General features: G+C 62.0%; 13 protein-coding genes. 2 read left to right on the top strand and 11 right to left on the bottom strand.

Annotated features, from left to right (window positions below; genetic code table 11):
• Window positions 1–3: 3 nt before the first annotated feature.
• From C7T36_RS25980 to C7T36_RS25970, 3 genes are all read right to left on the bottom strand, one after another.
• Window positions 4–807, bottom strand: a complete 804-nt coding sequence (locus tag C7T36_RS25980) for an alpha/beta fold hydrolase (protein ID WP_045068722.1) — start codon at window positions 805–807, stop codon at window positions 4–6.
• A gap of 82 nt (window positions 808–889) precedes the next feature.
• Window positions 890–2,650: an ABC transporter ATP-binding protein gene (locus C7T36_RS25975; RefSeq protein ID WP_045068719.1), complete on the bottom strand. Its 1,761-nt coding sequence runs from the start codon at window positions 2,648–2,650 to the stop codon at window positions 890–892.
• Entirely contained in the window at window positions 2,647–4,398 is a 1,752-nt protein-coding gene (locus tag C7T36_RS25970; RefSeq protein WP_045068717.1) for an ABC transporter ATP-binding protein, read from the bottom strand. Before C7T36_RS25970 ends, C7T36_RS25975 begins: the two co-directional genes overlap by 4 nt.
• Before the next feature lie 169 nt (window positions 4,399–4,567).
• Between C7T36_RS25970 and C7T36_RS25965 the strand changes: the two genes are divergently transcribed.
• Window positions 4,568–4,747, top strand: coding sequence for a hypothetical protein (locus C7T36_RS25965; RefSeq protein ID WP_371851322.1), 180 nt, complete (start codon window positions 4,568–4,570; stop codon window positions 4,745–4,747).
• Window positions 4,748–4,863: 116 nt separating this feature from the next.
• Window positions 4,864–6,339, top strand: a complete 1,476-nt coding sequence (locus C7T36_RS25960; protein WP_275586642.1) for a trehalose-6-phosphate synthase — start codon at window positions 4,864–4,866, stop codon at window positions 6,337–6,339.
• Window positions 6,340–6,411: 72 nt separating this feature from the next.
• Here the strand turns inward: C7T36_RS25960 and C7T36_RS25955 are convergent, their stop codons facing one another.
• Genes C7T36_RS25955 through C7T36_RS25920 form a run of 8 tightly spaced genes read right to left on the bottom strand, consistent with a single transcriptional unit; the run spans window position 6,412 to window position 14,909 of the window.
• Entirely contained in the window at window positions 6,412–6,960 is a 549-nt protein-coding gene (locus C7T36_RS25955) for a twin-arginine translocation pathway signal (RefSeq protein WP_033232284.1), read from the bottom strand.
• Window positions 6,957–7,721, bottom strand: coding sequence for a hypothetical protein (locus C7T36_RS25950; RefSeq protein WP_052683577.1), 765 nt, complete (start codon window positions 7,719–7,721; stop codon window positions 6,957–6,959). Before C7T36_RS25950 ends, C7T36_RS25955 begins: the two co-directional genes overlap by 4 nt.
• Window positions 7,721–9,118, bottom strand: a complete 1,398-nt coding sequence (locus tag C7T36_RS25945; protein WP_045068713.1) for an MCE family protein — start codon at window positions 9,116–9,118, stop codon at window positions 7,721–7,723. Before C7T36_RS25945 ends, C7T36_RS25950 begins: the two co-directional genes overlap by 1 nt.
• On the bottom strand, window positions 9,115–10,356 hold the full coding sequence (locus C7T36_RS25940; RefSeq protein WP_045068710.1) for an MCE family protein: 1,242 nt from the start codon (window positions 10,354–10,356) through the stop codon (window positions 9,115–9,117). Before C7T36_RS25940 ends, C7T36_RS25945 begins: the two co-directional genes overlap by 4 nt.
• Window positions 10,356–11,657: an MCE family protein gene (locus C7T36_RS25935; RefSeq protein ID WP_045068708.1), complete on the bottom strand. Its 1,302-nt coding sequence runs from the start codon at window positions 11,655–11,657 to the stop codon at window positions 10,356–10,358. The genes C7T36_RS25940 and C7T36_RS25935 overlap by 1 nt, the downstream gene beginning before the upstream one ends.
• Entirely contained in the window at window positions 11,654–12,712 is a 1,059-nt protein-coding gene (locus C7T36_RS25930; RefSeq protein WP_033232289.1) for an MCE family protein, read from the bottom strand. Before C7T36_RS25930 ends, C7T36_RS25935 begins: the two co-directional genes overlap by 4 nt.
• The gene (locus C7T36_RS25925) at window positions 12,709–13,728 is read right to left on the bottom strand and encodes an MCE family protein (protein WP_045068705.1); all 1,020 of its coding nucleotides are present in this window, start codon (window positions 13,726–13,728) and stop codon (window positions 12,709–12,711) included. Before C7T36_RS25925 ends, C7T36_RS25930 begins: the two co-directional genes overlap by 4 nt.
• The gene (locus C7T36_RS25920) at window positions 13,728–14,909 is read right to left on the bottom strand and encodes an MCE family protein (RefSeq protein WP_033232292.1); all 1,182 of its coding nucleotides are present in this window, start codon (window positions 14,907–14,909) and stop codon (window positions 13,728–13,730) included. Before C7T36_RS25920 ends, C7T36_RS25925 begins: the two co-directional genes overlap by 1 nt.
• Window positions 14,910–14,917: the final 8 nt, after the last annotated feature.

The raw sequence follows: 14,917 nt of genomic DNA, 5'->3' as shown, positions 1-14,917 counted from the left end.
GGTTTATCCGGCCAGGAAGTCGATCAGCACCTTGTTCACGGCATCCGGTCGCTCGAGGTAACCGTAGTGACCGGTGTCCGGGATCTCTTCGTACGTCGCGGTAGCGATGCAGTCTGCAACCTCGCGGGAAAGGAAGGGCGGAATCATCCGGTCATCGGCGAAGGCAACGGACAGGCAGGGACGCATGATCGCCCGGTACTCACTACGGCGATCGAACGAGCGATCCATGTTCAGCTGAGCTCGAACGCCGGGTGCTGTTGTGCCACCGGAGAATTCGAAAATGTCCAGCCAGTCCCGGGCTGAGCGCTCGTCCGCCAAAGTAGTGGGCGACAGGTTCATCACTGCTGTTACTGCCGCTCGATACTTTGCGGGCAACTCGACGCCACTGTCGACCAACTCGCGCTCCCCCTCGGACAGCGTCTGCTGGAAGTGATCCATCCGAGCATGGCCGGCGAGGAACACTGCCTTGCGGACCAGGTCCGGACGGGCCAACGTGAGTTCCTGAGCCACTCGGGCACCCATCGACGTTCCGATCACGTACGCAGGGCCGCCACCGAGATGCTCGATCAATCCTGCGGTGTCGGCAACCATGTCCGGCATCGTGATACCGCTGACGCTCTCACCGGACGGCGCGATTCCACGGTTGTCGAAGGTGCAGACGCGGTACCCCGCCGCAACGAGTGCGGGGGTCTGGTGAAGATCCCACACCCGCCCAGGACTTCCAGTACCCATGATGAGCACCACCAGATCCCCATCACCTTTGACCTGGTAATTGATCGGGATTCCGTTGATAGTGGCGACCGTCATAGCTGCCTTCCTCCTCGTGTTCTGCCGCTGCATTTCTCAGCCTGATTTCGGGTTGACCGAAGCTCCCCCGCTTGCGGCAACACTATCGCGTCTCGCGACCTTCCCATGCTGTCCACAGGTGTGCGTACCGCCCGCCCGCAGCCACCAACCCGAGGTGCGGCCCCTCCTCCACGATCCGTCCGTGCTCGAGCACGATCACCCGGTCCGCTGCCGCCGCTTGCGTAAGTCGGTGAGCGACAACAAGAGTGGTCCGCCCGGCCGTCGCCGCATCAGCAGCTGCCTCCAATTCGCGGGCACCAGCACTTCCGGCCTCCGCCGTCGCCTCGTCCAGCACCGCAACAGCCGGGTCTGCCAAAACCAACCGGGCCAACGCCAACTGTTGTGCCTGCGACGCCGTCATCTCGTGCCCACCTTCGCCGACAACGGTTGCAAGACCGTCACTCAAGGCCGCCACCCACGCAGACGCCCCGACGGTCTTCAGCGCCGACATCACGTCCTCCTCGGACGCCTCGGGTGCTGCGAGACGCAGGTCCTCGATCAGCGGGCCGGCAAATACGTGCACTTCCTGACTGACGATGCCGATGTGGCGTCGTAGGTCAGCGACGCCGGCCAACGCAACACCACCGATCAGCACGCTTCCCGACGTCGGTGCCCACGATCCGGCGGCGATCGCCGCCACCGTCGACTTCCCGGCACCGGTCGAGCCGACCAGCGCCACCCGCTCCCCCGCGGCCAGAGTGAGACTGACGCCGTGGAGAACCTCGCGGCCGTCGTAGCTGTGCCTGATGTCCCGCAATGTCAGTGAGCGATCACGGGGTTCGGCCACGTCGATGTCGGCGCGGTCGGGTTCCGGGATATCCACGACACCCACAAGGCGTGCGAGGCTCGCGCCCGCCGACTGCACTTCGTCGAAGGTGTAGAGAAGCGAACCGATCGGATTGAACAGGCGGTGGAACAGCAATGCTGCCGTTGTGGTCTGGCCGACCGTCACGATGTCGTCGCGCACCAGCAGGAACCCGACAACAAGGATCATGGACAGGCCCACGAACTCGGCCCGGTTCCCGCGCCCGGCGAACCTGGTGAACAGGCCGAACACTCCCACCGCAAGATCGCGGGCCTTCGCCGACGCGTCGTCGATCCGCCCGAGGTGCTCCTTCTCCAGGCTGTAGGCCCGCACCGTCCTGACACCTTGCACGCTGCTGATCAACGCCTGCGAACGTGCACCCATCGCCACACGCTCGGCCGCATAGATCGGCGCCGATCGTGGCAGGTACCACTTCAGCGCCATCGCGTACATCGGGAGCGCCACCAGACCGGCCAGTCCCAGACGCCAGTCCAGACCGAGCATGGTCACCATGCTGAGCGCGACCAGCAGAACGGCTCCGATCAGATTCGGAATCACCTCGGAGACTGCCTTGGCGATCACGGCAACGTCATCGCCGACGCGAGAAAGCAGATCACCCTTACCGACCTTCTCCAGCGTCGGCACAGGCAACCGCAGTGCCCGGTCGACGGTGCGCTCGCGTAGATCCGCGAGGATGTTCTCACCCAGCCTCTTGACCAGATACGACGCGTATCCCGTGAAAACACCACCAACGACGGCCGCCGACGCGATGATCGCCACCACCGTCAGAATTGTCGACGTGGGAGCACCCTCACGAACCCGATCGACCAGGACACCGAACACATAGATCGGTACCAACGCCATCGCGGCCGCTGCGGCCGACACCGCCACAACAAGAAAACTCTGCAGCTTCCGCTGCACCAACTCCGACCTCAACCACTGCCAGGTTTCGCGCCCGCCCGCGATCGGCAGCAGTTCGCGTGTCTCTTTCCCGGTCATCGCAGAACCGCCCCTCGATAGTCGGTGTCGTGGTGAGCGAGTTCGGCATGCGTCCCCTGTGCCACTACTACTCCCCGATCCAGAACGACCACACGATCCGTTGCCGCCAGCAACGCCGGGCTGCTCGTGATCAGGATCGTGGTGTGCAGCGCTGTTCCGCTGTGGCGCAATTCCGCGATGCCTGCCGCAATCGACGCTTCCGTTACCGCGTCCACCGCGGTTGTCGGATCATGCAGCACCAGCACGGGCGCCTTCGTGAGCAACGCGCGTGCCAGCGCGACCCGTTGCCGTTGACCGCCGGACAGGCTGGCTCCGCGGTCGGTGACCTCGAGGTCGAGTCCATGGGGATGGGAGTCGACGACATCGGCGGCGGCCGAGGCAGCCAGCACCTCCCCCAGATCCGAGGACTGCGCATCGCCTGCGCCAGCTGCGAGATTGGAGCCAAGCGAACCCCCGAACAGATCGGTCAGGTGCGGTTCCACCAGCACGGTGCGCCTGGCCAGTGCCAAGTCCATGTCCTGCAGCGAAATTCCGCCGATCCGCACAGAACCTCGGTACTCGTGTGCGCCCGGTTGCCCGGACAGCACCGTGGCCAGCGCCTCGGCGTCCTGCGGTTGGTACGCCACGACCCCCAACAATTCGCCGGCGTCGCAGTGCAGATCGACGCCGCCGAGTGAACGGAATTGCAGCCCTTCGAGAGTCAGATCGTAGCCCGGTGTCTCGGTCACCGAGCCCGGGGTCAGGATCGGATCGGCGTCGAGCACCAACGCCAACCGATCGGACGACGCGCGAGCAACCGCAAAATATCCGGGGAGAGAAGCAAGCAGGCCGAGCGGTTCGAGAAAGAACTGCGCCAGTCCGACCACGGTGATCAACTCCCCCACCGAGATTCGGCCCTGCAATGCGAAGTAGCCGGCACAACCGGCGATCCCCACAGCAAGCAAAGCGCTGACCGTCGCCGACACACCGGTGTAGATCGCAGTGGCCTTTGCCGTGTGGACCGCAGATGCGAGGGCTTCGCGACTTGCACCGCGATAGCGATCGGACGCCGACTTCTCCGCGCCGATGCCGCGGAGCGGCCGCAGTCCACTCACCAAGTCCGTTGCCATTGCCGATGCCCGGGCGATCGACGCCTGCTTCCCCGTCGCGCGGGACGTAATCAGCGGCGCCGACAGTTGCAGTAGACCGAGAATGACCGGGGTGCCGATCAACACCGCCAGCCCCAGCGTGACGTCGATCCACAGCAACGCGACAGCCGACGCCACCGCGGCGGTCAGTGCCGCTGCTGCCCGCGGCACGATGTCGGCTATCCAGGACGCCTGTTCCGCGTCGGACGTCGATACCGTGAGCAATTCGCCGGATCGCAGGTTCGTGTGTACACCTCGCGGGTCGAGAACGCGGTGTGCCACTTCGAGGCGCAATCTGTGTGCCTCCTGCTGCATCGCCGTCACGATGAACCGAGCACCGAACCGCCAGGCTGCGGTGAGCACGAGAAACAACGCACCGAGCGCACAGATCGACACGACGAGCGTGGTGGTGTCCGAAGTCTCGATTGCCCGATCGATGATGACACCGATCGAAATCGGCACCGCGGTTTCGGCGAGTTGATGCAGGCACACCAGAACGGTGCCGATGGCCAGCGGTCCCCGATTACGCACGAGAACTCGACGCAAAATCGCAGCCCCACTGCTTTTACCTGCGCCTGATTCACCCGAATCGACGGCTTCACTCACCTGGGTCGTGCTCATGGAACTCCAAGCATTGATAGGGACGAGAATGTCCGGTAGACACAGAAGTAAGTCGACCCTAATGCATGAGCAACTAGCGTTGACGTGCCCAGTTCTCATAGAGTCGCTGTAGAACCATTGCTTGCGGAACCATTGCTTGCGCCGTGCAGGCAAGCACGAGAGGAACATGATGTCTGAGAAGACGACCGTCGAAGCCGAAGTCGAGATCCCGGACGAGGAAATCGAGACCGTAGCCGAGGAAACCGCCCGTATGGCACAGCGCGTTGTCGCTGCGTACGCGGAAGACGCCGACGAGTGCAGGATGCTGCTCTCGATGCTCGGAATCAGCCCCGTCAGCAAGCTCGACTGAATCTCGATCGAGTCTCTCACCTATACCTAACGAGAAGGAACCACGTGTCTGTCAGTCCGGAATCGGCCAGCTCAATCCCCTCTGACGACGCAGTTGCTCTCTCCGCAGAGAAGACCGTGTCCGGGCAGGCCGAGTTCGTCGTAGTAGCGAACCGCCTGCCCGTCGACCTGGAGCGGTTGCCAGACGGTTCCACAAGATGGAAGCGCAGTCCCGGTGGTTTGGTCACCGCTCTCGAACCGATCTTGCGTAGCAAGCAAGGTGCGTGGGTCGGCTGGGCCGGTGTTGCCGACGCCGACATGGACCCCATCGTCGAAGACGGACTCGAGCTGTACCCGGTACCGCTCAGCGCCACCGAGATCAACGAATACTACGAAGGCTTCTCCAACGCCACGCTCTGGCCGCTCTATCACGACGTCATCGTCAAGCCCGAGTACCACCGCGAATGGTGGAACGCGTACGTCGAGATCAACCGCCGCTTCGCCGAAGCCACCGCCAAGGCTGCGGCCCACGGCGCGACGGTCTGGATCCAGGACTACCAACTTCAACTCGTACCGAAGATGCTGCGGATGCTGCGCCCCGACCTCACCATCGGGTTCTTCCTGCACATTCCGTTCCCGCCGGTCGAACTGTTCATGCAGATGCCGTGGCGAACCGAGATCATCGAAGGCCTCCTCGGCGCCGACCTCATCGGTTTCCACCTTCCCGGCGGCGCACAGAACTTCCTCTTCCTCGCCAGGCGGCTTGCGGGACAACAAACTTCACGCGGCAACGTCGGCGTCCGCTCCAAACTTGGTGTTGTGCAGGTGGGTTTCCGCACCGTCCGCGTCGGCGCGTTCCCCATCTCCATCGACTCCGGCAAGCTCGACGAGCGATCACGCTCCAAGGCAATTCGCGACCGCGCCAAGCAGATTCGCAAAGAAATCGGCAACCCCAAGAAGATCATGCTCGGCGTCGACCGCCTCGATTACACCAAGGGCATCGACGTCCGGTTGAACGCACTGCACGAACTACTCATCGACGGACGGATAGATCCCGCCGATACCGTCATGATCCAGTTGGCAACTCCCAGCCGCGAGCGCGTCGAAAGCTACGTCCAGATGCGCGGCGACATCGAGCAGATGGTCTCCCGCATCAACGGCGAGTTCAGTGAAGTCGGCCGCCCTGTTGTCCACTACATCCACCGACCGGTCGACCGCGACGAACTCATTGCGTTTTTTGTTGCCGCCGACCTCATGTTGGTCACCCCACTTCGCGACGGCATGAACCTGGTTGCCAAGGAATACGTAGCGTGCCGCAGCGACCTGGGCGGCGCTCTACTGCTCAGCGAATTCACCGGTGCGGCAGCAGAATTGCGTCAGGCATTCCTGTGCAACCCCCATGACCTCGACGACGTCAAGGACTCCATGGTGGAAGCACTGAACCAGCCGAAGGAAGACGGACGACGCCACATGCGCGCCCTGCGCCGTCAGGTACTCACTCATGACGTGGACCGTTGGGCTCACTCGTTCCTCGACGCTCTCGCGCACGGCGGCGCTGCGGGGCCGGCACTGATCGCACCGGACGAGAACCACGAAATCGACGACAACAACTGAGTACGCCGGCATGAAACAACCCGGCCGAGGGGACTCCCTCGGCCGGGTTGTTTCATGTCGAGCATGTGTCGATCAGAACGGCTGAACGCTATTCACCAACCAGCGACCATCCTGCTTCTCCAGCCCCATCTTGACGCGGCTGCCACTGGCGACTGCCTCCGGCGAATCCTTCGACGTCGTAATCTGATTGAGGAAGAGCATCGTGGTGGCGGTATCCGGTGCGGCATCGAGAACTGCCGCGCCCTGTACGACAACCTGGACGGTCAGCGCCTTCTCCTGCGCGCCGGGAATGATGACCGACTCGATCAACTCGGTGAACTGATTCTGGAAATCGCCGGTCAATCCTTCTGTTGCCGAGTGCAATTGCTGATCGACATTGTTGTGGTCGTACTGGAACATCGCGACTGCCTGGTCCGAGGACACTTGCACCACTTCTTCTCTGGTGTTGTCCGTGGCCGCCAGATCCCGAGTTCCGTCCGGACCGAAGTACAGATACGCCGACAAGCCTGCCAGTGCAATCGCCAGCGCGCTGATCACGCACAAGACGATGGTCAATGGTGACACGCGCGCGGACGTCGCGCCTGTAGCTGTAGTTGCTGGGTCTGTCGTCTCCGGGGTCATGGCACAAACTCCACATTCGAGGCAAGGAGCTGCCCGTCGGTATCGCACATGGTGATTCGCAGGCGATAGTTGCGTTCCTCGGGCTCGGGTTGCTCCGCGTTTTTCTGCATTGCACGCACCGCGACGAGCGAGGTTCCACAATCGCCGTCGATCTTTTCCAACCCGGCTTCGAGGATCTCGCCGTCCGTCTGGACGCCTACCTGTCCGAGAACGTCGACAAACGAGTCCTTACGTCCGTCGAGTTGCGATTGAAATTCCTCGGTGGTGCCGGCCAAGAACTTGTCGAGATCGGCGCCCGCAGTCTCCGAATGCAGAGTCGTCAGGTTGAGCGCTGTGGTCCGCGCACCGGCGATATATGCGGACCGTTCTTCCTCAGCGCTGGAAGCCTTGCTGCGATCCACCAACAGCAGTACAGACACCACCGCAAACACCAGCGCGACAATGGATGCCAGGACTATCCCGCCGACCAACTTCCCGGACTTCGGTGGCGTTGTTGCCGGAACCGGAGGTTCGGAATCCGGTGACACCGCCGCAGGCGCCTTCGGCTCTTCAGCGTGCGACTTCGGTGCACTGACACTCGCTTCGGTTTTGGTCAGTGCGACAGGTTGTTCAGCCGGTTTCTCACTGGGCACTGCCTTTTCACTGGGCACTGCCGTTTCACTGGGAACTACCGTCGACGCTGCGTCTGTATCTGCGCCGGTGGGTCCGGCGCTCCGGGACGCGCGACGGCGCACCCGCTGCTTGGGTTCTTCTTCGTTCATCAACCTTGCTGACCCTTCATGAACTCTTCGAGACTGATGTCTCCGCCGGCACCGAGTTTCGGCTGCGAGTACGTCCTCCCGTCGGGTCCTATGTACGTGCCTGTAGTCGGATCGTACCGACGTGCGGTGACGCCAGGCTCCGACGCATAGGAACTGGGGGTCGCGGTGATCGGTTGCGGCGGCCCGGTCTGCGGATTGGTGCCCAGGGGCTCGTAACCGGTCCTGCACTGTTCCACTGTCGCGGCGCGGCGCCCCGGGAATTCCGCGCACGGCAGGTTGCGTGCACCGCGCACGGCGATCGGCGAGTCCTGGGATATGCGGCAGAACAGATCCGACGGAGTTGCGATCGGTGATTCGTCCGCGGGACTGCGCCACTGCTCGGCGGGGAGGAATCCTGTGGTGCACGGCGGCGGATCGTTGACTTCGAGGTGGAAGTCGACCAAGGCGCCATCCGCGGGGTTTCCGGAGCCGGCGACCGTAACGAGCGCTGCCGACAGCGGCGGGTAGATCACAAGGATCTGCTCGATTGCGTTGTTGTACAACACCCCGACCTCACCGACGGACACCAGGTTCGCCAAGAGAATCGGCAACGTGGGTTGAAGATCCTGGAGAAGTGCATTGGCCTCGGACGCCGCTGCCGGGCCCTTCTGGATAATCGCCCGCAGATCCGGGTCACTGGCCCGCAACTGGTCTGTGAAGGTCACCAGATCGCTTGTCCACGAACGGATGGCGTCGCTGCTGACAATCTGGGTGTCGAGCAGCGGTCCGGCCTGCTCGATCAGTGTCTTGGTGGCGTCGGAGTTGTTGTTCGCTTCTTCGACGAACAGGCGAGCCGAGTCGATCAGCTTCTGCAGATCCGGTCCCGCACCGTTGAACGCCTTGAAGGATTCGTCGATGACGGTCTTGAGTTTCGTGTCGGAGATGCTCTGCAGCAACAGATCTGCCTGATCGAGTAACGCGCCGACATCCTGGGGCACGGAACTGCGGTCAACCGGTATGACGGAGCCGTTCTCCAGGTGACCGGATACGACGATGGCACCGGAGGAGTCGGTGTGCGGGATCAGATCGACAAACTGCTCGCCGATCGCGGACACGCTTTTGACCACGGCGTCGACGTCGGCCGGAATCTCGACTCCGCTGTCCATGGACAACTGGGCGTTCACACCGGTTTGCGACAACTCGACGGCCTTCACTACGCCGACGCTCTGGCCGCGGTACGTCACGTTGGAGTTCTTGTACAACCCACCGGTGGAGGGTAATTCGACGGTGACGGCGTAGCGTCCGATCCCGACCATCGCCGGAACACGTACGTATTGTGTTGCCATCACGACCAGACCGATGACGGTCAATACCGCGAAGATGACAAGCTGGATGCGGACGAACTTTGTGAGCATCATGGTGCTGGTGCCCCCTGAGGAAGTCCTGGAATGGTGATCGGCGGAAGTCCCGGGATCGTGATGGTGTTCGGGTCCGCCGCGGGAGCCTCTGCTGCCGGAGCCGGGGCTGCGGGAGCCGGAACTGCGGCCGGCCTGAGTGGATCACTCAACGGGTTGCCTGCCTGCCCGCCCAGCCCTGCTTGCGTGCCGAGAACACCTTCCGGGCCGCCCAGGGAACCTGCAAGCGGTGTACCGGTGAGGAAGTTCGCGTCGAGTCGCGGCAGCGTCAAGTCGATGGTCATGGCCAGGTTGGCGTAATCGCCTCGAATGACGTTGTCGATTCCGTTTTGCGGGAACGGGAACGTGAGCAGAACCCCGAGCACCTGCGTCAGCGCATTACCGGAATCGGCCAGCGCTTTCAGAGTTGGAGACAGCGACCGAACATTGGTGGCAAAATCCTCGCCGCTTTCGTTGATGACGCGACTGGCCACCTCACTCAGGCCGCCGAGGGACGTCAACGCGTTGGTGATGTCCTGACGTTGTGCCACCAGGATGTCCAGTGCCGGGGGGATTCCGTCGAGCGCCTTGTTCAGAGTGTCACGTTGCGCCTCGACGGTGTACGACAGCCGGTCGATACCTTCCATCGCCGAAATGATGTCTCCGCGTTGCTTGTCGAGGCTTCCGACGAGCTGGTCGAGTTGCGGGAGCAAGTCGCGAACAGCATCCTCTCGCCCGATGAGTGCCGCGTTCAATTCCGTGGTGATGTCCTGCACCTGTGCTAGTCCGCCACCGTTCAGTACGACGGACAACGAAGACAGCGTCTGCTCGGTGGTCGGGTAGGCACCCGCTCGTTCGAGGGGAATGACGTCGCCGGCCTCGAGACGCCCCTCCGGCGCCTCCTCGACCGGCGGAGCCAGTTCGATGTGCTGCGATCCGAGCAAACTGGTCTGCCCGATCTTCGCGGTCGCGTTGGCGGGCAACTCGACCTCGGGGTTGAGCGACACCGTCACCAGAGCATGCCAGCCCTGGACCTCGATAGCCGAGACGCTCCCCACGGCCACGTCGTCCACCCGGACGGGTGAATTCTGCGACAGGGTAGTGACATTGGGCATCTCGATCTGAACCTCGTACGACCCCTCGCCTCGGCCCTGGGTGCCGGGCATCGGCACGGAGTTCAGCCCGTTCCATTCACAACCACTGGCGCCGAGCGCAACGCCGACGGCCAACGTCACCACTACTGCTTTACCTCTGGCGCGCATCAGTTGCCTCCCCCCATGTTGAAGAGTTCGGTGAGGTCCTTGGGCACGGAAGGCATCGGCACGCCGTTCAACGGATCTGCTGCCGCCTGCGGGGCCGACGCGGCCTGACCCGGACTTGCCGCCGCTTCCAAACCGGGCTCCGTGTACACGATCTGGTCCGGGAAGGCCTGAACTCCGGAAACCGGGTTGAAGAGGAATCCCGGGTAATTCATGATGAGCGTGCTGAGCACCGGGCCGAGATACTCCTTACACAGGTCGGCACTTCTCTCAGCTGGACCGGTATCGATGGCTTGAATGGATCCGCAGATCCACTGAATCGGATTCTTGAAGTTACTCAGTGCAATTGCACCGGTCATGCTGCCCTGCGCCGGCTTGTAGATCTGGTAGAAGTTGGCCAGCGATGTCGGGCCCGAGTGGAGCACCTGTTCGATCTCGGGGCGCTTGTCGGTCAGTACCTGGGTCGCGTCGGCCAACCGCGCCACCGATTCACTCAGAGCTGCCTGATTGTCGTTGACAAACCGCTGGACGTCACCCACCGCGAGGTCGAGATCGCTCAGGGCGGTACCCAATTCGTCGGAGCTGCTTGCGAGAACACTGCTGACCGAAGCGAGATGTCCGCTGAATTGCACGATCTGCTCGTTACTCGAGGACAGCGCGGTGACAAACGCCTGCAGGTTACGGATGGTGGAGAAGAGATCCGTCCGGCCTTCAGACAGTGTGTGCATGGTGTCGGACAACTCGCGCAACGTCATCCGAATGGATTCTCCGTTGCCCTCGAGGTTGTCGCCGAGCGTATTGATGAAGCGTCCCAATGAACCTTCGTCGTCGATACCTTCCGGGCCTAGTGCCTCGGAGAGTTTGGCAAGTTCCGTTTTGATCTCGTCCCACTCGACCGGGACCGCGGTGCGTTCGATCGGAATAACGCCACCGTCTGGCATCTGGTCACCACCGGAATAGACCGGGGTCAGCTGAACGAACCGCGCAGAAACGAGGCTCTGCGCGACGATGAGTGCCTGAGCATCCGCTGGTACGTCGACGCCGCGGTCGACAGCCATCTCGACGTAGGTGTCCTGATCTCGAGGCTCGATCTTCGTGACCTTGCCGACGTTGACGCCGAGTACGCGGACGACGTCGCCTTCGTACAGTCCCGTCGTGGACACGAAGTGGGCGGAGATCTTGGTCTTGCCCAGTCCCGGAATCAGAAGGTAAGCCGCGGCCGCGACGAGTAGGACGACCAGCGCCGCAGCGCCGATCAGTACCCACTTCTTACGCGAGCCGGTGGAGGCTGTTGTGTCGGTCATTCTCCTGGCCCCCTGATCGTCGGCGGAATCCCGGGAAAGAAGTCCTCGAGGTCCGACGGAATTTGTTCGGGATCAACGCTGCTGTCCACCAGGGTCTTCCACCAGTTACTGGGAAGAATGTTGATGATGAAGGCGTCGAAGAACGGTCCGCTTGCCACGGTCTCGCCGAGTGCCGTGATGTACGGGCCGAGGCCGTCGAGCGCGCCGGAGATGTTGTCCTTGTTGTTCTGAAGAACCTCGGCAACAGAATTCAGCTTCTCGAGGGTGGGACCCATCTGGGCCTCGTTCTCCACAACCAACCCCGAGAGCTGACGTGATACCGCTGAGGTGTTGACGATCAGCTCACTGATCGCGTCACGACGCAAGCTCAGCTCACCGAACAGCTTGTTTCCGTCCACCAGCAGAGAGTCGATCTGCCCGCTGCGATCCGCGAGAATCTTGGTGACGTCCTCAGCGCGCGAGAGCAATTGGAGCAAACTTTCGTCTCGCGCGTTGATGCTCTGCGAGAGCCGAGTCATGCCGTCGAGGGCTCCCCGCAACTCCGGCGGGGTGTCGGCAAGCGTATCCGAGATCGCGTTGAGAGAATCGTTGATCTGTTCTGTGTCGAGTTCCGCCGCGGTGGTACCGAGATCCCCGAGTGCTTCGTTGAGTGAGTACGGAGAGTTGGTGCGTTCCAAGGGGATCGGCGTACCGGTGCGCAACAGCCCCGGCCCCTCGGACCGAACGGCCAGCGACTTGCGGCCAAGCACGGTATTCGTCTTGATGTCGGCTGACGTCTGTTCTCCGAGTGCAATGCCGTCCTGGACGGTGAAGGTGACCAGCACGCTTTGATCGTCGAGTTCGACCTCGCTGACCTTGCCGACGTTGACGCCTGCCAGCGTCACGTTGTCACCGGCAACCAAACCGCCTGCGTCGGCGAAGTAAGCGGAGTGCCGGATACCGCCGGACAGGAACTGGAGCTGATCGTATTGCAGTGTGGCACCGACCGTCGCGACAGCCAGGACCAGACCGACGACGCCGATCTGTACGGGATTTCGTTCACGGGCAGGACTCATTGTGTCTTCGCGCACCTTCCCGTGGTCTGTACTGCCGTGGGCAGGACGATCGTGGTTCCGTCAGGGCCGGAGAATTTGAAGGTGTTGGCGCACAGATAGAACTGGAAGAACGAACCGTAGGTTCCGACGCGGATCAGCTTCTGGTAGTCCGAGGGCAGACGCGCGAGTGCGGTGTTGATGTCTTCCTTGCCCAGATCGAGTTGTGTCATCGTGCGGTTGGTTTCACCGATCAACGTCTGAATGTCCGGACGGGTAGCTCCCAGTAGCGCCGCAAGATCCCCTGTTGCACCCGCGATTTCGGTGATCGAATTTGCGATCGGACCGCTGTCCTGCGCCAGACCACTCACCAACTGCTGGAGTTGATCGATCGTGGTGGAGAACTGATCGCCCTTGTCATTGATCGTCCCGAGAACGTCGTTGAGATTGGTGATCACGTCACCGATCAACTGGTCGCGATCCGCGAGCGTATTGGTGAACGAATTGGTGTTTCCCAGAAGAGAAACCAGAGTTCCGCCCTGGCCTTGCAGGACATGAAGCAGCGCTCCTGACAGATCGTTGACTTGCTGAGGATCCAGCGCGCGCAGGAGCGGCTTGAAACCACCGAGCAACAGATCCAGGTCCAGAGCGGGCGATGTCTGATCAACCGGAATCGAACCGCCGGACGACAAAGATTCGGTCGAACCGGTGCCTTCCAGTAGCTCCATGTAGCGATCGCCGACCAGGTTCTCGTAGCGGACCGTCGCTTTGGTGCTCTTCATCAACGAGTACTGGGTATCGACGTCGAAGCTGACTCCAGCCTGGTTGGAATCATCGATGGACACGCCCGTCACGGATCCGACCGGAACACCGGCGATCCGCACCTTGTCGCCGGACTTCAGACCGGAAACATCGGCGAACGTGGCGTGAAAACCGTTGCTACTGCTGAATCGCACCTGACTGAACACGATGGCCAGTCCGGCAAAAATCACCGACATGACGAGTGTGAAGATCAAGAGCTTTACCGTTGTCGGTCTCATCACTCCCCGTCCTGTTCGTAAGAGTCCCCGAAGAGGAACTGGAAGATCGTCGGAACCGTCACCTCGAACTCCGTGTTGGGTACGAACGGCACGTTTCCGGTGTTGGTGACCGCAAACGGGGCCTTACCGTCGACCTTCGGATCGAAGGTGGGGAAGCCGTAACAATTCGGGCCGCCCGATGCGGCAACCTTGGGAAGGGACTCCGGATTGGTGTACGCCTTTGCACCCCACATGAAGCTCGCACTGAGCATCAAGGCCGCTTTGTCACCGGTGCCGGCCATCGGCTCGAATTTGATGCGCCCGTCGTTCAATCCGACGAGGAAGCACGTCAGACCGGGTGAGTATTCCTCGAGCAGCGTCGTGGTTGCCGTCAGGGTGTCCAGGGACGTGGTGAGGTCCTGCTCGTTGTCGGTCAGCAAGGCGTTACCGGTGTTGGCGAGGCCGGTGATGTTGAGCAACAGCAGATCCAGGTTGGCCTGCTCGGCCACGATGGAACCACTTGTAGTGGTTGCGTTGTCGAGGATGCGCAGTAGGTCCGGTGCCACGTCCGCGTACAGGTTGGTGACCGTGGCCGCGCTCGCCAGATCCTCTTGCAGTTGCGGCAGCGTGGGATTCATCTTCTGCAAGTAGGTGTCGCCCAATTCGAGAACCTCGCCGAGTGCTTCGCCGCGGCCGTTGAGTGCCGTCGAAATAGCACCGAGTGTTGCGTTCAGCTTTTCCGGCTCGACCTGGGCCAGTACCTCCGAAAGATGTTCGAACACACTGTTGAACTCGACGGTCACGCTGTCGGAGGTAATGACCGCACCTTCTTGAATGGGCTGTGTCGACGGATCGTCCGGGATGACGATGTTGACGTACTTGGCTCCGAAGACGGTGGTGGACTTGATCTCCACGCCGGCGTTGGACGGAATCTTCGACATCTGGTCGGGATACATCGCCAGTTGCAGACTCGCTTGATCTCCGTCGAGGGAAATCGATTCGACGCTGCCCACCTGCACGCCGCGCAATTTCACCTTGGCGTCCGGTTCCATGACAAGACCGGCGCGAGCGGACATCACGGTGATGGGGGTGCTCTCGGTGAAGCCGCCCGCAAACATGGTGAGTGCGACGGCCACGATTGCCGCGAGTCCGAGGATCAAACCGGCCGCGGCAAGTTTCTTGTGCCACCTGGGAACTGTCATTCTCTCCG

It is taken from the genome of Rhodococcus sp. AD45-ID, assembly GCF_003023755.1.
Lineage (GTDB): Bacteria > Actinomycetota > Actinomycetes > Mycobacteriales > Mycobacteriaceae > Rhodococcus_F > Rhodococcus_F globerula.
This window is presented reverse-complemented; position numbering and strand designations above follow the sequence as displayed.